The organism is Paraglaciecola sp. (assembly GCF_039942875.1).
Taxonomy (GTDB): domain Bacteria; phylum Pseudomonadota; class Gammaproteobacteria; order Enterobacterales; family Alteromonadaceae; genus Paraglaciecola.
Genome location: NZ_JBDVBQ010000008.1, coordinates 1 through 21,211 on the forward strand (window position 1 = coordinate 1; position 21,211 = coordinate 21,211).

The 21,211-nt window shown below is 40.4% G+C and carries 23 protein-coding genes; 7 read left to right on the plus strand and 16 right to left on the minus strand.

Translation table 11 applies throughout. The features are described from left to right. Window positions 1-255: MATE family efflux transporter (locus tag ABJE44_RS01970; protein WP_348120623.1), on the minus strand; the 255-nt coding region annotated here is incomplete at its 3' end. A gap of 101 nt (window positions 256-356) precedes the next feature. On the opposite strand from ABJE44_RS01970, the gene ABJE44_RS01975 reads away from it, so the two are divergent. Continuing rightward, complete coding sequence (locus ABJE44_RS01975; protein ID WP_348110837.1) at window positions 357-1,400, plus strand: polysaccharide deacetylase family protein; 1,044 nt, start codon at window positions 357-359, stop codon at window positions 1,398-1,400. Here the strand turns inward: ABJE44_RS01975 and ABJE44_RS01980 are convergent. The 6 genes from ABJE44_RS01980 to ABJE44_RS02005 are packed head-to-tail and all read right to left on the minus strand — an operon-like array spanning window position 1,397 to window position 5,928. Then, on the minus strand, window positions 1,397-2,020 hold the full coding sequence (locus tag ABJE44_RS01980; protein WP_348110836.1) for a GNAT family N-acetyltransferase: 624 nt from the start codon (window positions 2,018-2,020) through the stop codon (window positions 1,397-1,399). The two genes, ABJE44_RS01975 and ABJE44_RS01980, sit on opposite strands and share 4 nt — an antisense overlap. Window positions 2,021-2,057: 37 nt before the next feature. Further along, complete coding sequence (locus tag ABJE44_RS01985; protein WP_348110835.1) at window positions 2,058-2,705, minus strand: SCO family protein; 648 nt, start codon at window positions 2,703-2,705, stop codon at window positions 2,058-2,060. A gap of 20 nt (window positions 2,706-2,725) precedes the next feature. Continuing rightward, a complete protein-coding gene (gene cyoE / locus ABJE44_RS01990) occupies window positions 2,726-3,637 on the minus strand; it encodes a heme o synthase (RefSeq protein WP_348110834.1) in 912 nt (303 codons plus the stop codon). A gap of 9 nt (window positions 3,638-3,646) precedes the next feature. Next, window positions 3,647-4,624, minus strand: coding sequence for a COX15/CtaA family protein (locus tag ABJE44_RS01995; RefSeq protein ID WP_348110833.1), 978 nt, complete (start codon window positions 4,622-4,624; stop codon window positions 3,647-3,649). Between the two features lie 10 nt (window positions 4,625-4,634). Further along, window positions 4,635-5,204, minus strand: coding sequence for a hypothetical protein (locus tag ABJE44_RS02000; protein WP_348110832.1), 570 nt, complete (start codon window positions 5,202-5,204; stop codon window positions 4,635-4,637). Further along, a complete protein-coding gene (locus ABJE44_RS02005) occupies window positions 5,191-5,928 on the minus strand; it encodes an SURF1 family protein (protein ID WP_348110831.1) in 738 nt (245 codons plus the stop codon). The genes ABJE44_RS02000 and ABJE44_RS02005 overlap by 14 nt, the downstream gene beginning before the upstream one ends. Before the next feature lie 27 nt (window positions 5,929-5,955). Between ABJE44_RS02005 and ABJE44_RS02010 the strand changes: the two genes are divergently transcribed. Further along, the gene (locus ABJE44_RS02010) at window positions 5,956-6,165 is read left to right on the plus strand and encodes a DUF2909 family protein (RefSeq protein ID WP_348110830.1); all 210 of its coding nucleotides are present in this window, start codon (window positions 5,956-5,958) and stop codon (window positions 6,163-6,165) included. A gap of 36 nt (window positions 6,166-6,201) precedes the next feature. On the opposite strand, the gene ABJE44_RS02015 is transcribed toward ABJE44_RS02010, so the two are convergent. The 5 genes from ABJE44_RS02015 to lexA form a co-directional block, all read right to left on the minus strand. After that, window positions 6,202-7,080 (minus strand): cytochrome c oxidase subunit 3, encoded by an 879-nt coding sequence (locus ABJE44_RS02015; protein WP_348110829.1) that lies wholly within the window; start codon window positions 7,078-7,080, stop codon window positions 6,202-6,204. A gap of 18 nt (window positions 7,081-7,098) precedes the next feature. Continuing rightward, complete coding sequence (locus tag ABJE44_RS02020) at window positions 7,099-7,656, minus strand: cytochrome c oxidase assembly protein (RefSeq protein ID WP_348110828.1); 558 nt, start codon at window positions 7,654-7,656, stop codon at window positions 7,099-7,101. Between the two features lie 19 nt (window positions 7,657-7,675). Next, complete coding sequence (gene ctaD, locus ABJE44_RS02025; protein WP_348110827.1) at window positions 7,676-9,283, minus strand: cytochrome c oxidase subunit I; 1,608 nt, start codon at window positions 9,281-9,283, stop codon at window positions 7,676-7,678. An 11-nt stretch (window positions 9,284-9,294) separates the two neighbouring features. Further along, the gene (coxB, locus tag ABJE44_RS02030) at window positions 9,295-10,404 is read right to left on the minus strand and encodes a cytochrome c oxidase subunit II (protein ID WP_348111081.1); all 1,110 of its coding nucleotides are present in this window, start codon (window positions 10,402-10,404) and stop codon (window positions 9,295-9,297) included. Between the two features lie 354 nt (window positions 10,405-10,758). Next, a complete protein-coding gene (lexA, locus tag ABJE44_RS02035) occupies window positions 10,759-11,382 on the minus strand; it encodes a transcriptional repressor LexA (RefSeq protein WP_348110826.1) in 624 nt (207 codons plus the stop codon). Between the two features lie 212 nt (window positions 11,383-11,594). Between lexA and ABJE44_RS02040 the strand changes: the two genes are divergently transcribed. After that, window positions 11,595-11,978, plus strand: coding sequence for a hypothetical protein (locus tag ABJE44_RS02040; RefSeq protein WP_348110825.1), 384 nt, complete (start codon window positions 11,595-11,597; stop codon window positions 11,976-11,978). A gap of 158 nt (window positions 11,979-12,136) precedes the next feature. On the opposite strand, the gene ABJE44_RS02045 is transcribed toward ABJE44_RS02040, so the two are convergent. Then, window positions 12,137-12,793, minus strand: coding sequence for a penicillin-insensitive murein endopeptidase (locus ABJE44_RS02045; RefSeq protein ID WP_348110824.1), 657 nt, complete (start codon window positions 12,791-12,793; stop codon window positions 12,137-12,139). Window positions 12,794-12,822: 29 nt separating this feature from the next. Continuing rightward, window positions 12,823-13,320, minus strand: coding sequence for a metal-dependent hydrolase (locus tag ABJE44_RS02050; RefSeq protein WP_348110823.1), 498 nt, complete (start codon window positions 13,318-13,320; stop codon window positions 12,823-12,825). Between the two features lie 428 nt (window positions 13,321-13,748). On the opposite strand from ABJE44_RS02050, the gene ABJE44_RS02055 reads away from it, so the two are divergent. From ABJE44_RS02055 to ABJE44_RS02070, 4 genes are all read left to right on the plus strand, one after another. Further along, window positions 13,749-14,939, plus strand: coding sequence for an RNA ligase RtcB family protein (locus ABJE44_RS02055; protein ID WP_348110822.1), 1,191 nt, complete (start codon window positions 13,749-13,751; stop codon window positions 14,937-14,939). Beyond that, entirely contained in the window at window positions 14,936-15,562 is a 627-nt protein-coding gene (gene prfH / locus ABJE44_RS02060) for a peptide chain release factor H (protein ID WP_348110821.1), read from the plus strand. Before ABJE44_RS02055 ends, prfH begins: the two co-directional genes overlap by 4 nt. Before the next feature lie 73 nt (window positions 15,563-15,635). Beyond that, window positions 15,636-15,968: a phosphotyrosine protein phosphatase gene (locus ABJE44_RS02065; RefSeq protein ID WP_348110820.1), complete on the plus strand. Its 333-nt coding sequence runs from the start codon at window positions 15,636-15,638 to the stop codon at window positions 15,966-15,968. Between the two features lie 444 nt (window positions 15,969-16,412). After that, window positions 16,413-20,009, plus strand: coding sequence for a VCBS repeat-containing protein (locus tag ABJE44_RS02070; protein WP_348110819.1), 3,597 nt, complete (start codon window positions 16,413-16,415; stop codon window positions 20,007-20,009). Between the two features lie 112 nt (window positions 20,010-20,121). Here ABJE44_RS02070 and ABJE44_RS02075 read toward each other — a convergent pair whose 3' ends face one another. Both ABJE44_RS02075 and ABJE44_RS02080 read right to left on the minus strand, forming a co-directional pair. Continuing rightward, complete coding sequence (locus tag ABJE44_RS02075) at window positions 20,122-20,832, minus strand: hypothetical protein (RefSeq protein WP_348110818.1); 711 nt, start codon at window positions 20,830-20,832, stop codon at window positions 20,122-20,124. Beyond that, a complete protein-coding gene (locus ABJE44_RS02080; protein WP_348110817.1) occupies window positions 20,825-21,160 on the minus strand; it encodes a PadR family transcriptional regulator in 336 nt (111 codons plus the stop codon). The genes ABJE44_RS02075 and ABJE44_RS02080 overlap by 8 nt, the downstream gene beginning before the upstream one ends. Between the last annotated feature and the right edge of the window lie 51 nt (window positions 21,161-21,211).

Here is a 21,211-nt window from a genome sequence, read left to right on the forward strand (position 1 = left end):
TCCTAGCCCTAATAGCAGCCCAATCAAGATACTTTGAAACAAAGATTGGTTAATTTGAGATGCTTTGGCCGTACCTTTAGCTTGTGCACTCAAACCTGTACTGGTCATTCGCAAAAAACCACATACCCAATAAATTTGGGTAATCAACAAAGTGGCAACCGACGCCCCAGCTAAAAAATAGCTCCCCGGCATATGACCTAAAACAGCAGTATCTACGAGACCCATTAATGGTGTGGTGATATTACTAAGGATCATCGGAAACGCTATAAGCAAAATCTGCTTATGTAAGCTGAACTGCCAGAAGTTTGATAGAGTACGTGCTTTAATTTTTACACCATTTTATTGCGAGCCCATTTATGGACATAAGATCATTCTTAATCAGCATAACATTCACTTTGTTTAGCATACAGTTATGGGCTAATGATAACGCTGTCATTTTGGTGTATCACCATGTAAGTACCTCCACACCACCCGTGACCTCTGTCTCACCAGAGACTTTCCGAGAGCACATGAGTTATTTACACAAACACCACACAGTGTTGCCACTACAGAAGGTTGTAGAGAGCCTACAAAACAAGCAACCATTACCCGATAAAGCAGTGGCCATTACATTTGATGATGGATACCAGAATATTTACGAAAATGCCCACCCAATCATGCAAGAATTTAAGTTTCCTTACACCATATTTGTGAACCCACCACTAATCGGTAAGGCCCATTATCAGTTAGATTGGGAGCAGGTAAAAGAGATGACAACACAAGGTGTTAGTTTTGCTAACCATAGTAATCACCATAGCCATATGCTGACACGTGCCGCCAACGAATCTGAAGACAGTTGGCTTAAACGATCAACCCTAGACGTGCAGCAAGCTGAGCAACAATTAACTGAAAAACTAGGCTATAGCCTGAAATACTTTGCCTATCCTTATGGCGAGTTCAACAACAAACTTAAAAATCGGTTAACAGAATTAGGGTACGTAAGCTTTGCTCAACATAGTGGCGCGATTGCCTCTTATAGTGACTTTTCAGCCTTACCACGATTCCCAGCTGCGGGCATTTACAGCAATATAAATACCCTAAAGGTCAAATTAAATAGCTTAGCTATGCCGGTTTCTAACGTCAGTCCCGATGATCCAGTTATTATCTCTGCGCCACAAAACCTAATATTTAATGTAGACGATGCGGACCTAAACTCACAGCAGATTAATTGCTTTCAAAACAATGAAGTCGTGTCTAAAAAGGTAATAGATAAACAAATACGTTTAACCCTTAACCCTATAAGCACAGCAGGTAGGCATAGAATAAATTGCACTGCCCCTAGTAAAAAATACAACTCAAGATACTACTGGTTTTCTCAGCCGTTTTTTATGGCTACAACAGATGGAAAATGGATAGACTAAGAAACCTTTAATTCCTTTAGCAAATGCCAATGTTCACCAATACCTAAATCAAGCATACGCTGTGTAACACCAGACTCAGTGCTTTTTGCAAAGCCCTGGCGCTCATAGAACGCTAAAGCTTGGGTGTTATTAACCGCCACATCTAGACTTAAAAAAGGTTTTTTGGCATTTACAGCTTGCTGCGCAACAAAATCTAATAACGCTTTTCCATAACCTTGGCCTTGATGTTTAGGTGTCACAGATAAGTGACCAACACACCACTCATTTGCAATTGGCTTGGGAATACAATCTTGGGTAATTAAACTATTGCGAAGAATATTATGAACATGGGGGGTCCCATAAAACGCCAGTAAACTACTAAGGGTAGCTTGGTGAAACGCGGCACTAAGCTGATTATGCCAAGCAGTTACACAGGCTAAGGGCTCTTGATTAACCACAGCAACCCAATGATTAAGGTAACCATATTGCCCCTCAGGCTCAGTTAAACTTTTAGATAGAAATTTTAAAGCGGTTAGGTCGGTATTAATATCTAAGATAGCAGCAAGAGTTTCAGGACCAGAAGCGAGAATAAGGGGCGCTAACGCTAGCGCATCAGATTGCCTTGCTCGTCTAATGTTCACTTATTATGCTTTCTTAGGCTACCCCTACACCCCATAATCAGGACTGGGCTCTAGCAATAATAGCGGGCATATCTTCTAGAATTTTTTGGCCTTCACTAATAGGTAATTTTCCCACTTCAAAGTCTGGTTTAAATCGTCCAATGACTTGCGCTTCTGGGTTCACCACCACAACAGAAGAGCTATGGTCTACTAAGTAATTAGGGTTGTCGGTACTTTCTGACATTGAATACATCATCCCCATTGCTCTGACTAACGGAAACAGTTGTACATGCTCAGCGCTAGCCGCAATAAAATCAGGATTAAAAAAGTTAATATATTCATTTAACCTTTCAGTGGTGTCACGTTTAGGATCTACTGAAATAAACATGACTTGAATGGGATTATCGGTAGGAATTTTTTGCAACTGAGGATAAATACCTTTTAATTCTGCCAGAGTAGTGGGGCAGATATCAGGGCAATAAGTATAACCCACAAACACTAAACTCCAGTGATTCTTTAATGTGAGTGGTGTCACTTTTTGACCATCATTTGCCACTAATTCAAAGTCAGGTAATGCTCGAGCTTGAGGATACAAACTAACATGTTGGGTTTGGGGCCCTACTTGTGGTGGTGCTATATAAACAGAAGCAACCAACCCCACTATCAAAGCAACTAAGGCAACCACTCCAGCTTGAACTTTACTCATTTTTATAACTTACTCTATTTTTAAAATTGTACATAATGGTCCACTAATAACACTACAAACAATACCATTAAGTGAATGATAGAAAATCTAAAGGTATCCATAGCAGTTTGATCATTAGCGTCAAACTTCAGCTTCCAAGCGTAATACAAAAACCCCGCATTTAACACTATCGAACCAATCAAGTAAATTATACCTGTCATACCTATTAGGTAGGGCAACAAACACACTACACTCAATAAAACCGTATATAGCAATATAGAGGTTTTCGTAAACTCAATTCCATGGGTAACAGGTAACATAGGAACCTGAGCTCGGGCATAATCTTTTTCGCGATGGATAGCTAAAGCCCAAAAATGCGGGGGGGTCCACGTAAATACAATTAAAACTAACAACAAAGCATTGGCATGCACTTCCCCAGTGACTGCAGTCCACCCGAGCAAAGGTGGAATAGCTCCAGCTAAGCCCCCGATAACAATATTTTGTGGCGTCGCCCTTTTTAAATACATAGTGTAAACAACCGCATAACCAAGTAATCCAGCTAAAGTTAACACGGCAGTTAAACGGTTCACCCACAGTTCTAAAATGACATAACCTACTATTGTTAGTAAGGCTGCAAAGATTAAAGCTTTTTGGGGAGTGACCTTTCCCTTAACTACTGGCCTGTTGAACGTACGAGCCATTTGACTATCTATTTTACGGTCTACTACATGGTTAACCACAGCTGCTGCAGAAGACAAAAAGCCAATACCTAATAACCCTGCAGTAAATACCTGCCATTCAATCCAGCTTTCAGATGCTAAACACATACCTACCAAAGCAGTTAACAACAGTAGTAAAACAACCTTAGGCTTAGTCATCTCGTAATAATCTTTACATGTACCATAAAAATTAAATGTGATATTTCGCTGTGCCACAGTCATAACTTTACTCATAACCTTCTCCTATATTTTACGATATAAGGTGTATGCGATGGCCACTAATGACAGTAATAAACATGCTGCCATTGCATTATGCATTACCGCTATCACCACAGGTAAACTAAATACCACATTGCTCACACCTAAAATAACTTGTGCCCCTAACACTAATACCATTATTGCTGATAACCTTTTAATTAATTTAGAGCTGGCCAACGCAAACAAACGCATGCCTAACCAGCACAGGTATATAAAGGTAATTAGGGCGCCGACTCTATGCAATATATGCATAGTCATTCGTTCATTATAATCATGAGCACCATACTCATAATTTTCTACATCAGGAATGCTAAAAGCTCCTGAAAAATCTAACCGTTGTAGCCAACCTTGTTCACATATTGGAAGTTCAGTACACGCTAGCGCTGCATAGTTGGCTGACGTCCAGCCCCCTAAGGCAATTTGAACGGTTACGATCACAATCCCCAAAATAGTAAACTTTCGAAACTCTTTAACACGATGGTCACCACCAGGTATTCGATAAGAACTAAGTTTTAAATATAGTAAGAATAAAGCGGAAAGTAAGGTAAACCCTCCTAATAAATGCCCCATGACAACAACCGGCAACAAGTTTAAAGTCACAGTCCACATACCCAGAGCACCTTGAAAGCACACTAAACATAGTAGAAAAAAAGGGAGTTTAACTGGGGTGTTTCCAGCTTTTTTAAATAAGCTTGTCACAAAAATAACCAAAATCATAAAACCAAGGCCACTAGCAAAGTAGCGGTGAATCATTTCATTCCATGCTTTGTGTTTTTCAAATGGCCTGTCAGGAAAGGCTTGTTGAGCTATCTCTATGTTTTCTGTGGTTTTGCTAAAACTCAAATGTCCATAACACCCTGGCCAATCAGGACAACCTAAGCCAGCATCAGTAAGGCGAGCATAGGCCCCTAAGACAATAACAACTAAAGCTAAAAAAATACTTACAACTACTAGCTTTTTCATCACCTCTCCTTTACCCAATGCGAGATAACTTAAGCACTTTGCGCATATCAGACAATATATCGCGACTATGTAAAATGGCATCTTCAGTGTTTATATATAAAGGGTAACGTAAGATAATATTGTTCAACGTATCAACTATAAAAACACCTTGAGTACTTGCACCATCAAACACTTGGTGTAAAGTGTCTAAGTTAGTATTGAGCAATCGATAATGAGGCTGCTCTTTTATTAGAGCAAGTTGCTCACTATCACTTTGAGCATGAGCGAGAACCACAACTTCAGCTCGATCACTTTCTTTCCCTAAAGCACTATGAACCTGAGTAACGCTATACAAAGCATTTTCGCAAGCTTCAGTGCATTGCTCTGGCAACACATAGAGTAATTTCCATTTAGGCTCTTTCAACCCACCTTGTAAACTTGTCATATCAAGGGCAGGTTGCATTAACTCACCTTTATTTGTTGCAGCTTGATTAAACCAGTCATTGTCTAATGCCACTTTCGCCAAAATAACAGGCAATATAAAAGCCAATACAAAGATAAAAATCGTACTTTTATTGGTTGATTTTTTAACGGGATTCATAGGTATTCCTTGGTTGTTTTTTACGATGTGCCACTACAAATATTACAACTGCAGCAATCGCTAATAAAAACCACTGCGCTGCATAGGCAAGGTGTTTTTCTGGTGGCATAACGACCCGTTGCCAATGACGCTCAAAACCAGACTCTGAGTCTTGGTTTAATAGCACCACAAAAGGTAAAAGACTCTGTTGCAAGTGTTGTTGCATAATTTCTAGGTCTACTTGTTGTAATAGCTTTGGCCAATCACCATCTAGCTTTGCGGTTTCTTGTACCATTACGTTTTTAATTGGGATGGATACCATGCCAAAATATTCTGTTAAATCTGAATGCAGCTTTACAGTGGGCAAAGTATTACGGCTACTCATGGCCGCTACCCAACCAAAATTAACGAGCAACCATCCCTGCTGAGTGTTGACTGGAACTAACACGTGATACCCCACTCGACCTTGATAAATTTTGTTATCAACTAAAAAATATCTCAAATTGTCTGCTTTACCTCTCATTGAGACCGGCATATCTAACATATTGTCGCTGTGTTTTTTTAGCAGGTTTTGCAGGGTCGTTTGACCTGTACTTTCGGCTTCTTTTACTGATAACAGCCGTTCTGTTTTTTCTTGAGCTCTTTGTAATTGCCATACTCCCAAAGCAAACATAATGACAACCGCAGTAAATGTTACTAAGCTAGCTATCAATGAAAAATGTAACTTGGTGTGCTTTACAGCCATAAGTTATCAATATTTTGGAGTAGCAAAATGATCATCAAAATTCTCATTGGCGCCTTACTGTTGTTTATGTTGTTCAACCTTTTTAAAGCTATGATGATCATGTTAAAAAATGACCCAAGCCAACCTTCTATGAGCAAGTTCATTGGCCGTAGAGTGATGATCTCTGCGCTTATTATCCTTTTAATATTAGTAGCGATGGCAACAGGCCTGATTACACCAAACCCATCACCTTACTAAAGCCAAGATGCTGAGGGCTAAGGTGAAAATCTCCCTCTATAAAATATATACGAAGAAAAACAGCATCACCCAAACCACATCTACAAAATGCCAGTACCAACTGCCCGCCTGAAAAGCAAAGTGATTGTCTGGGGTAAAATGCCCTTTAAAGACTCTAAGTAACATAATAAATAAAATCACTGTGCCAAGAGTTACATGGAAACCATGAAACCCTGTCAACATAAAGAAGGTGTTACCATAAATCCCAGCATCTAAAGTTAGACCCATTTCAGTGTAAGCATGGATATACTCTTCAACCTGCAGAGCTAAGAATATACAGCCTAAAATCACAGTAAGGCTTAGCCAAATTTTCAGGTATTTTCGTTTGTTTTCTTCTAAGGCAACATGGGCCATGTGACAAGTCACCGAAGAAACCATCAATATAATGGTATTGATGAGCGGTAAACCGTACCAACCCATAGCTTCAGTTTTTGTGCCTCCAGGAGTTTCAATCAGTGGCCAAATAGCATTGAATGTTGGCCACAAGACTTCGCCAGTCATATCATTATTGGATGCGCCTCCTAACCATGGTACCGCTATGACCCTTGCATAAAATAAAGCCCCAAAAAAAGCAGCAAAAAACATTACTTCAGAAAAAATAAACCACGCCATCCCTTGCCGGTAAGAACGCCCTAACTGCGAGCTATACATTCCGCTCATAGATTCATGTATTTGATTTCTAAACCAACCAAATAACATCACCACTAAAGTGATTAACCCAGCCGCTAAAATATAACCACCATACCCTTCTTTATCTCGGGTAGTCTCAATTACAAAGTTTCCTGCGCCAACAGCAATTAAAAATAACGCAACAGCTCCCATAAAGGGCCATGGACTTTCTGCAGGTACATAATACTTTTCATATTTTTCTGACATTTTTGCTCTCCCAACCCCTTAATTCATCGCCACAACTTCTGCGGAAGCCGTGACGTTGTATAGGGTGTATTGAACGGTAAAATAAGTAATATTTTTCGGTAGTTGTGGATCAACATAAAACTTCATTGGCATAAGCACTTCTTCTCCCGCCTGCAAGGTTTGTTGTTCAAAACAAAAACACTCTGTTTTATTCATGTAAAGTGCTGCAGGTCCAGGAGATACAGAAGGTACAGCCTGCCCTACAATTAAAGACTTAGCAGGGTTTCGAACATAAAAGTTTACTTGGCTCATCTCACCAGGGTGAACTTTCACTTGTCTGGTTTCAGCTTTAAATTCCCAAGGCATGCCTGTATTGATACGGGTAATAAAGTCCACCGTAATCAATCGTGTTTTATCGACTTTAACTGATTCATACACAGCAGCAGTTTCTGAAGTTTTGCCATTGATCCCCAATGCATCACACAAAACATCATAAAGAGGAACTAACGCAAACCCAAAACCAAACATACCCACAACTATAGCCAATAGTTTCACAACCATTTTGCTGTTTTTGTTTTGTGCTTGCTGCTTGTTCATGGGAGCTTACCTACTGTATTTACTTTACTTCTGGTGGAGTTTCAAAGCTGTGATAAGGTGCAGGTGAGGGAATTTCCCACTCTAAGCCTTCAGCTCCTTCCCAGACCTGATTCGATACAGGCTCCCCTTTTTTTCTACACGCTTTTATCAATAACGCTAAGAAAATCAGTTGAGATAAACCAAATGCAAAGCCACCTATGCTTATCCATTTATTGAAATCTGCAAACTGTAAGGCATAGTCAGGAATTCGTCTGGGCATACCCGCTAATCCCACGAAATGCATAGGGAAAAACAACACATTGACTGAAATAAGTGAACACCAGAAATGCCATTTAGCTAGGCCAATATCAAACATTTTCCCGGTCCACTTAGGCAACCAATAATAAACTGCAGCCATAATCGAGAAAATAGCCCCTGTTACTAACACGTAATGAAAATGTGCGACCACAAAATAAGTATCATGGTATTGAAAATCCACAGGGGTGATAGCGAGCATCAGCCCAGACAATCCACCAATTGTGAATAACACAATAAACGCCAAAGCAAATAACATAGGTACTTCAAAGGTCATTGAACCTCGCCACATTGTTGCAACCCAATTGAATACTTTCACCCCTGTAGGTACAGATATCAGCATAGTGGCAAACATAAAGAATAGCTCGGCGGCCACTGGCATACCCGTAGTAAACATATGATGGGCCCAAACGATGAATGACAACAAAGCAATAGAGGCGGTGGCATAGACCATAGAGGCATAGCCAAATAGTCGTTTACGGGCAAAGGTGGGAATGATTTGCGAGATAATACCAAAGGCTGGCAATATCATTATGTATACCTCTGGGTGGCCAAAGAACCAGAAAATATGCTGGAACATTACAGGGTCACCACCACCAGCGGCATCAAAAAAGCTGGTACCAAAGAATTTATCAGTGAGCACCATAGTGACAGCGCCAGCTAGCACTGGCATTACCGCAATAAGTAAAAATGCAGTGATTAACCAAGTCCAAACAAACAGGGGCATTTTCATCCAAGTCATACCTGGCGCCCGCATATTCCAAATTGTGACTATCACATTGATAGCCCCCATTATCGAAGATGCGCCCATGATATGCACTGCAAACACAAATAAAGCAGTACCATCATTGCTGTACGTCGTAGAAAGCGGTGCATAAAACGTCCAACCGAATGCAGGTCCGCCACCTTCCATAAATAACGAAGACAACAAAATTGCAAAGGCAAAAGGTAAGATCCAAAAACTCCAGTTATTCATTCTAGGCAAAGCCATATCTGGCGCTCCTATCATCATAGGGATCAACCAGTTAGCTAAACCTGTAAAAGCGGGCATAACCGCACCAAAAACCATGATAAGGCCATGTACAGTTGTCATCTGATTAAAAAAGTTCGGTTCAACAATTTGCAAACCGGGTTGAAATAATTCAGCGCGGATCATCATAGCCATGGCACCACCAGTTAAAAACATAATAAAAGCAAACCACAGATATAAGGTGCCAATGTCTTTATGGTTAGTGGTATATAACCAACGCTTTATACCTGTTGGAATATGATGTTCATGGTGCTCTGCGTCATGAGGGCCATCACGATGAGTGTCATTTGTTGTTGCAGTCATGGTCACCTCTCCTATTGTCCGTTTAATGCGGCGTTAATGTCTTTAGCTTGAACCAAGTCGCCAGTGTTATTGCCCCAAGCATTACGCTCGTATGTGATAACAGCAGCCAATTCAGACATAGTTAACTGCTTGGCGTAAGCTTGCATGGCGGTCCCAGATACACCATTGAGTACAATACTGATATGTTTAGGCTGGTCAGCAATAGCAATTTGACTGCCTTTTAAGGCTGGGAACACCCCTTGCAGCCCTTCACCATTTGGCATGTGGCAGGCGGCACAGTTGGCGTTGTAAATTTTTTCACCTTGCTCCATCGCTTCAGCCATGGTCATATTCATTGCCAGTAATCTTTGCTCTTCTTTTTTTGCTTTCAATTGAATATTTTCTTGCTCTGTAATCCAGTTCTTATAATCAGTTGGCTCTTTGGCAATCACAACAATAGGCATAAAACCGTGGTCTTTTCCGCATAACTCAGCACATTGGCCACGATAAATTCCGGGGTCGTTAACTAACGCCCATGCATCATTAATAAACCCAGGGTTGGCATCTTGTTTAACGGCAAAATCTGGTACCCACCAAGCGTGGATAACATCATCAGAAGTAATTAAAAACCGGACCTTTTCACCTGTGGGGATAACTAAAGGCCTATCAACTTCAAGAAGATAGTTTTCACCTTTTTCAAATTTTCCTGATATCTGTTCGGCTTGAGTTGCCATTTTTGAATAATATTCCACTTCATTATCCATATACTTGTAATGCCATTTCCACTGGGAACCTGTTACCAAAACCGTAACACCGGGCTCACTAGCATCTTCCATATCGATCAATAACTTCATGGCTGGCACTGCCATAGCAATGAGAATGATAAAAGGAATAACCGTCCAGGCTATTTCCACCTTCACACTTTCATGAAAATTAGCGGGCTTAGCCCCTCTAGATTTGCGATGGAAATACATAGATATAAACATGGCGATAAATACGCCCGCACCAATAACGATACATATAATGAACATCAACATATGCATGTCATAAACTTCGGCGCTGATATCGGTCACGCCTTTAGTCATATTTAACTGGTATTGATCAATTTTATCCGTGGCTTCTGCAAATACTGGAGTGGTCATTAATAAGGACAGCAATACTCCAGCCTTGGGTAAAATTCTCTTCACTTTGACACCTCACAAACAGGAAACGTATTTCTATTTATTCATTGTAAAAAACATCAGAAGCGAGAGAACACGCGAAACAATGGTTAAATATACGTTAATTTATTGTTACATTTTGATACGAGAGTGTTAAGAATGACTTACTTTATGGGGATTAGTCTAGCTTTTTTGTATAAAATACAATCTAACGGTTATTTTTTAACCATTTTAATGTTAAAAAATTGTATTGCTCATTTGAATCAAAGAATTATAGCGAGGAAAACAAAAGATAAAGAAAAGCGCAATCAGGACAATTGCGCCAAAATAGTTTATTTACATCCAATCAGCGTTACGAATAACGCCTACAGCAATGCCTTCTATATTAAATGGTTGATTCGCCAAATCGACTTTGATGGGTGCAAAGTCATCGTTTTCTGCATGTAATAATACTTCTCTGCCTTTTTTCTCAAGGCGTTTTACTGTGACATCTTCATCTACACGAGCCACTACAACCTGACCATTATGGACATCAGTGGTGCGATGCACAGCAAGCAAGTCACCATCCAAAATACCTATGTCTTTCATACTCATGCCATTTACTCTTAACAAAAAGTCAGCACTAGGTTTAAACAAACTTGGATCAACCTGGTAATGCCCCTCTACATGCTCTTGGGCCAAAATAGGCTCACCAGCAGCAACTTGCCCAATCAAAGGCAAACCAAGATCTTCAAGTTGATCTTCAATAGGTGTGTTGAGTTTTATACCACGAGAAGTACCGGGTAAAATTTCAATTACCCCTTTGCGGGCCAGAGCTTTTAAATGTTCTTCAGCAGCATTGGCAGATTTAAAGCCTAATTTTCTAGCTATTTCGGCTCGGGTAGGGGGCATGCCCGTATCCACCATAGTATCTTTTATGAGTTGTAAAACTTCTTCTTGTCGTTTCGTTAATGGACGCATAACCAGCCTGTTTATCTATACAGTTAGTGTTAGTATATACAGTTATTAACAAACCTCAAATTTGTTTTATATTGATAGTTTCATCAAATAGCTAAAAGCGTTCTGAAAACATACCAAAGTTAAAGATTTAATACCGAAAATATAAACACTTTTTAATAATGTTCTTCTCAATTAATTTTTTTCGTTCAATCAATTACCAATCGGAACTGGCGATGCGAATTATTCAAATTTTATTAATAGTGGTACTAGTTTCTACACTACAGGCTTGCTCTTTGGGCCACTTAAGGGCCGTTAGGGATGCAATGGCAGAGCAAAATGGAGAGGAGGTATACTATCCAAATCAAAGTGATAGCTCTTATGCGGGTGACGTCAAGTTTATAAGAGGGGTGTGGAACGGCTATGCATACTTTTCGCTAGATAACACAGGCGATGAATATTGCCGAGCTCGAGTGACTCACGAAGACGGCACTGAGAAGTATTACAATTTAAGACCATATGAAGATACTGGTGACATGGACGCAAGCTTATATAATCTCCCCTATGATATATATGCTCGGTGCGGAAACGGCAGTGACGTTTTTGATTCTTATTATTAAAGAAGAGCTGGCGTTGATCATTTACGAGATTCAGGGAATGTGATTACTTACGGAAAATGACCCAATGCCAGATAACCTCTCCCCTTCTTTTAATCTCTCTCACCGAAAACCAATTAACTTTCCCTTCGAAATAATTGTCTACCCGAAGACAACATTTTTTAGTGCAATGCCTTACATGGAATATCAAAGTCAACATGATAGTGTTCATCATGTCTGACCCAAGAGGGCGTCTTAGAAAATTGGATATACCTCTTAAGGTATGGTCCATAGGATGTTTTGAATAGTTCAGGTTGCAGCTTAGGATCAAATATCACTCGCCACAAGTCTACACCTTGAGCAAGTGCTGCTTTATGCAGAGCAACAATATGTGCAGCTAAAGCAATGTAATCTATGGTGTAGCGCTTGTATTTTCCGTTAGTATCAAATTCAATGTCGTAGCCAAACTTGTTGAAGACATGTGTAGGTAGGTGAACTGACTCTCCCAACTCGTTGACAACAGGCGTCATAAAATCAACCGACAACCCATTACGATGAGTTTTGTGCGGCTTAAATGGCCCACCCTCCGCAAACCCAGTTTCTGCATACTTAAATACTTTACTAGGCAAAACACTACTTAGCGACTTGTATGACTCGACCAGAATACTTCTAACTTCTGAGTGAACATATGTCCTTCCAGCAAAACGCGCTACTCTGCTATAGGTAACATAGTTATCACCAGAACTAACCATCTCAACACCATTTTCCAGCCGCCCTTTTGCGGTCGTGCCAAAACAGGTGCTTTTTTCTGCAGCAACTACACAAGAAAATAAACTCATGCTCATCACCAAACATTTTACAGCCTTTCTCATGACCTTTTTAATCTCCAGCTAACACTGTAAAAAATTGCCGCACCAATTAACCCAGAATACAAACAGACCTTATGTAATACAGGCACAGAAATAACACCTAAAAATGCATTTTCTAACGTAAATGGATAGAAAGGTTCAACATCTAAATGCATAATACTATCGAGTAAAACATGGCTAAAACTGCCGATAAAGGCACTTAGAAACACAACCCTCCAAGCAATAGAAATTGGATTTTCATATTTCGAAATCCTGAGAACCATCAAACCAAACTCAGATAAATATTTACCTGATATTCCAGCAAGAATGGCAATGATAGTAGCGCCAATATATGTATGACTAAAACCATGTAAGTGACCTTCACCAGAAAGTAAAACGATCAGGGGCTGAATATCCATAACGATCTGAGTCCAACCAAATACCATCAAGCTAAAGCTACCCCGTAACAGTGACTTAATGAGTATTCCTGGCCCCATATGAATAGGTGTAAAAGGCATTGCTACTTACTCACCATTTTCATATCAATGTGTCTGTTAAATAAAAGAAAAACAAATAACACTTTAGTAAGTAACCTAATCAAAACACTTTTCCTTTTACAATTAATCCATAAGAAAGTCACACATTAAGGTACAGCCTTCAACTAATTATTTGCTTTACCGATAAAAGCTGATTACTATGCGCCCGCTTAATTATTCATCACCTAAAATATTTTAGGTAGATTCAACCACTAACTGTAAAGGAGTAGAAAACATGAAATTAACTTTATTATCCTTTGCAGGTCTTGTCGGCTAACTAGCCAAAGCTATCAAATATTCTGTAGCTTTGTAAAAGCTACGCCCCGGTCACTTCATTGTGTAAATAGACCTGCCAATACGCATTACGTTTTACATCCTCATTTTCTAAGAAAGAGAAAGGAATTGGTATTATGGGCAAATCCGTCCAAAAAATTACTGAAAACGTTAGCCTTATTGCATCTGCTGATACGTGGATCGAAGGGCTAGCGATAGAACAACTGATTAAAACATCAGAACTTAATGGTATGCACAGCGTAGCTGGTATGCCTGACTTGCACCCAGGGAGAGGCTATCCCATAGGTGCGGCATTTTTTACAACAAACAAAATTTATCCTGCCCTCGTAGGTAATGATATTGGTTGCGGTATGTCGCTTTGGCAAACTTCAGCAAAAGTATCCAAGGTTAATTTAGATAAATTGGCCAAAAAATTTGAGCATATAGAACATCCACTAGACGAAAGTTGGTCTTCTATGATTGCACAGCGAAAGTCTGAAAAATGTATTTATAACGATAGTTATGACCACGCTTTAGGCACTATCGGAGGCGGTAATCATTTTGCAGAGTTTCAGGCCATTGACCAAGTCTATGACCCAAAAGCACTGGAAACATTGGGACTTAATAAAAAGCACCTTCAGCTTCTCGTGCATTCAGGTTCTAGAGGGTTAGGGCAATCTATTTTGGTTGAGCATATAACTAAGCACAACCATGACGGGCTATTTACTGATGCTGAAAACAACAGTAACTATGACTTAAAAGTTTACCTAACCAAGCACGATGAAGCCGTACGCTGGGCTGAATTAAATCGTGAGCTCATTGCCAAACGATTTTTAGAAGCTATTAGAAGCTATGGTAATTGCACTTTAGATATAAATCACAACTTAGTATCGGCTAAAACCATTGCCGGTCATAAAGGCTGGTTACATAGAAAAGGGGCAACCCCCAGCGACAAAGGCTATGTGGTGATACCTGGCTCACGGGGTGATTACAGCTATTTAGTGAGGCCCATTATTGGCAACGACTCAACAGCTGAAAACCTCAACATAAGCTTATATTCATTGGCCCATGGCGCAGGCCGAAAATGGAAACGTGGTGAGTGTCATGGTCGCTTAGGTCACAAATATAAACGTGAAGACCTATATCGAACCGCCCTAGGTAGTCGCGTAGTGTGTGGTAATAAAGAACTACTTTATGACGAAGCACCACAAGCATATAAAAAATGTGAAACGGTGATCAGCGATATGGTAGATGCAGGGTTAATTGAGGTGGTCGCAAAACTACGACCAGTTCTAACCTTTAAAACAAATGGAGATTGTTCATCATGATTTTATTGCAACTATCCGCAGGCCAAGGACCTATCGAATGCTGTAAAGCCGTTGGTTTAGTGCTGAAAATAATTGAGAAACAGTGTCGAGAAAAAGGAATTAAGCTCCACATAGTTGAAACTGTTGTTACAAAAGAAGTGGGCTGCTTTAAGTCGGCACTATTACATTTGGAATCAGGGCAACCAGAGTCAGCTAAACAATTAGCCGAGTCATGGCAAGGCGCTATGTTATGGGTATGTCAAAGTCAATTTAGACCAAAACATAAACGTAAAAACTGGTTCTTCAGTGGCCAAATGTATGAAGTAAATGAAACTCAATTGGATAAGGGAGTGACATTTCAAACATGCAGATCATCAGGTGCTGGTGGTCAACATGTAAATACAACAGACTCGGCAGTCCGAGCTACGCACACAGAAACAGGAGTTTCAGTACGAGCTGAAAGCGAGCGAAGCCAACATGCAAATAAACGGCTAGCTAGAGCGCTGTTGCTCCAGAAATTGGAAGCAACAAAGCTTGAGCAAATGACTCAGCAAGAAAAAGCTCGGTGGCAACAGCACTGGGAACTTGAACGTGGTAATCCGGTGCAGACATTTAAAGGCGAAAAGTTTGTATTAAGCAATTAATATAAACTTTAATTGCCTCTGCAAAGTGTAGAGGCAAACCTTAAAACAAGAGCAGTCGATTAAGGAGAATCAAATGAGAAACATACTCTTCATTTGTAGCAGAAACCAATGGCGCAGCCCAACCGCTGAAAAGGTTTGGAAGAATCACCCAGAGTTAAACGTAAGGTCCGCAGGTACTAGCCCAAGAGCGAAAAGAACGGTAAGTGTCAAAGACATTCAATGGGCTGATATAATTTTTGTAATGGAAGAAAAACACAAAAGCAGACTCAAGGCGCAATTTACAAGACTGTTAGACCATAAACCGACTCACGTACTCGATATACTTGATGAATATCAGTATATGGATGAAGAATTAGTAGAGATTATTAAGCAAACAGTGGGGAGTTATTTGATTGTCGATATTTAAGGGGGGTTAATCGGGGGGCAGGTGATGGTTAAAGTGAACTAAAGTGGATGATTAGTTATTGGCTGGCGGGGTAACGTTACGCTTTGATAATTTTAAATATCTAGGATAAAAACTTCTACAATGTAATATAAAATCTATTACATACCTCTACAAACCTAATGGATCTTTCAACTTAAAATTTACTTTTAGGTATTCGTCAGCTTCTACCAAACAATATTTAAAACGGCTTTCACAAAGCCGTATCCGCTTGCTTGTATGTGTGTAATTAAAATATCAGCCGCCAAATGACCTAAAGTTTACTATGACCCCAGATATTAGAGACTAGATAACAGCCCCACCTTGGCATCCCCCTAAAACGTCGGTTTTTCTATGCTAAGCAAATAACTTTTGTTATTCTGCCGTTGTATTTATATAACAAAATCAAATATACAAGGAAGGATTATAATGGCAGCGACGTTACGCCAATCTGTTTCTCTTTTTTTTGCCCTAGCCTTAACTGCCTGTGGAGGCGGTGGCAGCTCTAGCAACATTCCGCCACAATCATCAGGGCCAACTACGCAACAAATTATTGACTCCCCTGAGTTATATACAGCAACAGAACTTGAAACAGCACTCAGAGAAAAAATACTTTCAAGCTATTCTGGGTTGACCTCTGAACCTGAGCTTACACCAGCCATCAGTCAGAAAGTGTTTGATGTATTATTTGGTGAGTTGGATTTGAACTTTTACGAAATAAATCCTTTCTTCATAGCCGAGTTAGATTACACCTCGAATCTTAGCGATACACATTCCTGCCTCTCGGGTGGAACGGTCACTATTTCAGCTGGAGTAGTTACAGAAGCGGAGTCGACCTATACAGTAAGTTACGATAACTGTGAATATTCTACTTGGCGAAATGTAGTAATTGATGGCGAAGCCACGACAAAAATATTCGAGATCTCTGAGTATAGTAGCGATCTGACCAATTACTTTGATGACATTCAAGTTTCCTATAATGGGAATCTTTACGAAGTTACCGGATTTTTCAAATTAATATCTGTCGACAATTCCGAATCAACAGGTGAGAGAACGTCCGTTTTTTCACATCAACTATTGATAACTGACTTATCAGATGACTCACAAATTATTAATTCAAATCAGTATAGCTTCGTAGGTGACAATGATTATTACGAGGCAGAGCATATTGGAGAACTTTATTTATCTGAACATGGCGTTGTAGACGTCTCCCATACTTGGAGCTACGACTTTACTGAAGGTTATGATTATTTTGAGACGACAACCCTTAGCGCGTTAAATACAGTCAATATTGAAGAAAATGAGAGCGGATATGTCTTGTATCAAGTGGATAATGATGGAGACGGTAATTTCGACCAAGGTGCTTACTTAGGTTATGACTACGATTACTATGACATTAATTGGAGCGAGTTAACCCTAGATGAGCTTGACCAGTTATCTCTGCCGCCAGATATAGGTTACAGTCCTTCTTTTGTTGATTTTGGTTACACCACACTTGATACAATTGAAATATACCAAGGCAGCTATAGTGATCCCGACACTGACTATGATGACCTCATAGTTACTTATCAATGGTTTATCAATGGTCAGCTAGTCGAAGGGGTGACAGGTACATCATTGCCCGCGGAGCTGGCCGTTTATGGCGACGAAATTAGTGTAACTATGCTGGTATCTGACGGCATAAATCAGGTTGCTAGCTCTAGTATATCGGTTGTCATATTAGACTCACCTGCTCAGTTATTGACTGAAAATGTTCCTACAAATACAACGGCTGGTGAGCTGGTCGAATTCAATGTAACTATTGAAGACGCTGACCTAGGCGATGACGAAGAGCAAATTCCTATCATGACATCAGCGCCTGCTGGCGCAAGTATCGACGCTGATGGTTTAGTGACTTGGGATACCGCCAATCATGAGTTTTTGTTACCTGAACAGATGTTTATCTTTACCTTTGCCAGTCAAGACGATACCCAAGAGCAACTTTCTGTAGATATTAACGTCACGTCAAATGCCAGAATGCCGCTAGCCAGATCAGGTATTGAAGTCCCTACGTCCAATTACTCAATGTGGGTCGGAGATTTCGATAACGATGGCTTAAATGAAGTGGCATCTACCGATTCAAACCAGCGCGTATTTTTGCTTGAAGAAAATAATGGTAGTTACGAGCAATCATGGATGTATCCATTCGCCATGCCAACACTAGGTAGCATAATGCAAATTATTGGGTTAAATATTGATGATGACGCTCAACAAGAAATTTTGGTTGCTACCGAACAAGGCATAAGTGTAATTGATGGGCTCGATGGCATTGCCTCTGAGCTACTTACCGAAACTAACTACATAAAGAGTATTGCCGCAGCAGACAGTGACCAAGATGGAAATATTGAAATAGCCTACCTGTCTTCGACAAGTGAGTACTCTTCTTCTGATTACTCGCTAAAAGTGTTTGATACAGCGACCGGTGAAATAACTGAAATCAATAGTTCAGTGGATGATGCCAGCGAAATAATATTTGCCAATGTGGACGCCGACTCGTCTCTCGAATTAATCACCAATAACGGGCTGGTATATGACGGCAGTGACTGGAGTAATCAGTGGTTTAGTGGTACTACATTTGGATCGTCTTTGGTCGCGGCAGGCGATCTTGATGGTGATAATATTGATGAAATTATTGGTGCGGATAACTGGGGGGACATTAAGGTTTATTCTGCAGTGACCAAAGCTCAACTCACTAGCATGGATAATTTCAACACATGCTCCCTCAATACTGCTGATTCAAATAACGATGGCGTTGATGAAATTTTAGTCGGTGATTGCCAATGGGGAAATATCACCGGTTATAACCTAGTTGATAGCGCGCTAGAAGAAGCATGGCAAGTAGACATGCAAGACCATGGTTCTAAGTCTGTAATGATGGGAGACTCTGACAATGATGGTCAGTTAGAGCTGCATTGGGGGACAGGACAAAGCCATAGCGGTGAAAACTCATTTGTTGTAGCTGACTATGATAGCGACGAAATGATAGTAAAAGAGAGCAGTGTCAGCCCGCAACTAGATAGTTTCTCTACTCTTGGCTGGAGCAACGATAACGACACCGTTGAAGGTGTGTTTTTTGTGCCTTCTTCTGGCAGTAGCTATGATGGCAGTGTCATTGCCACTCTGTCCCCAGAAGGCAGTGTCACCATAACAGATGAAATTTCCTCCAACTGGGACAACAGCTACCACGGTGACATTGCCGACTTTAACAAGGACGGAATGGATGATGTGTTCATTCCAACGTCTGAAACATATAATGGTTCTTTTGGTGTATATCAGCTCTCAGACCTATCACTACATTGGGGGATAGATGGTGACTACTATGACGACATAGGTGTGATTCAAGCCTATGACATCAACAATGATCAATATGAAGATGCCGTATACGTCAATGGCAACACATTACAGTCTGTAGACGTACAAAATCAGTTGCTCATTGCCAACTACAGCTTCGACTATGGGATAACTGATTTTGCGATTACTCAAATTAGCAACGAGTATTTAGTCGCAGTTTCTACGAACAATAACCTGCATTTGCTTCAACTAAATGGCTCAACCTTTTCAGAAGTCGCCTATATTGAACAAGAATGTGGCAGAGTTGAATTTGCAAACCTGGATCAAGAAGACACACAGGAGTTGATATGTCTGGACGACAACAGTCTTATTAGTTTTGCAGTAGGCACCGATAGCTTACAAGAAGGTAATCGTAGGGACTATAGCAACGAGTTAAAGGACTTTTTGGTAAATACATCCAGCAGTTCTGAGCAGTCTATTTTTGTGCTAATGAGCCAAGACTCACACAGTTCTTATTGCTACTACGATTGCCAATATGTGCTAACAGAATTGGATGCAAACTTTAACTTGTTGTGGAAAGGAACACCGATTATCGGAACCCCCACCCACAGAGGCATGAGGTACTCTTACTCAGAAGAACATGGGGCTCAACTACTGCTTTCAACCTCAAGCACTATGTACTGGATTAACCCCTAATCAAGAAACCACGGCGTCGCTAACGAGCATAAAGTTATTGACGCCAGCTTCGATTAGAAAGCCCTTGTCTGTCTCCAGCATAAGAATTAACTACGTTGAACTGCCCAATTATTTAAGTACTGCAATTCGCAAACCCCTTAAATAAAAAACCTACATATGCGGGTAAAGTGAAAAACGGTGCCAGCATCATAAATGCTAAAATCGGCCCTACTTTTTGAGGTGGTAGTTCGAACACGCTGATCACCCCATATCCAAACAAGTAAGGCACCAATATATAAGCCAAGGTAAAAGCGCTAAATACCCAAACTGATGGCTTAAGCTTTTTCAAGAACAAGTATGCCGATACCGCGAATACCATCGCCCAGAGTATTGAAGGAATATGCATAAACATGTCAACCTCTAGGTGAGACACACCACTCTCGTTCCATGCAATTCCCCAATATTCAGAATTAAATAATATGTAATGCACTTCACCCGCCATCAAAAGCTGCCACAGATGTTCAGAAGGCATATGCATGTTAGAAAGCCAACCAACGAATAAGGCTATGGTTGGCAACGCCAGTACACATAAAATAATGCTTAGTGTTTTTACAAAACCTGTTGTTCTAATCATCGCTTTTTGCCCATCCCAAATTGCCATTGTTGTTTGTCTTAATAGCCAGTTGCTTGCCTCTTGATTAGTCAGCTGGCGCTCTGTGTATTCTTCTTCCATATCGCCAATTAGCTCGTCACGATAGGCCGGGTTAGCTAATCGAGACAATAACCAAATCGCCAACCTGGGCATGGGCGCGTGCTGTTTTTGAGATGAATAAGTATTAAGCATGTTCACCTCCCACTGTAAGTACAACACCTTGCCACATGGTATCCATAGCTTGCTTAGCGTGTTTAAGTGCAGCTTTACCCTCAGCTGTTACCGAAAAAAAGCGCTTAGGTCTTCCGCCACGTTGCGCAGTGGCCTCTCCAAGTTTGGAGACCACCAAGCCCTTTTTCTCCATTCGCTCCAGTGTTGAGTACAACGCACCTAAAGCAACATCTCTGTTTATTTCGCGCTGCAAAAGCTGACGAATAGCCGCACCATATGCATTAGTATCTAAGCGCAATAATGCGAGCAAAACCACTTGTTCAAATTCACCTAACATTTTCTTATTCATTAAATCCTCCTAATATTTCCTACAATGTAGTTTTTAAAAACAAGCATTGCA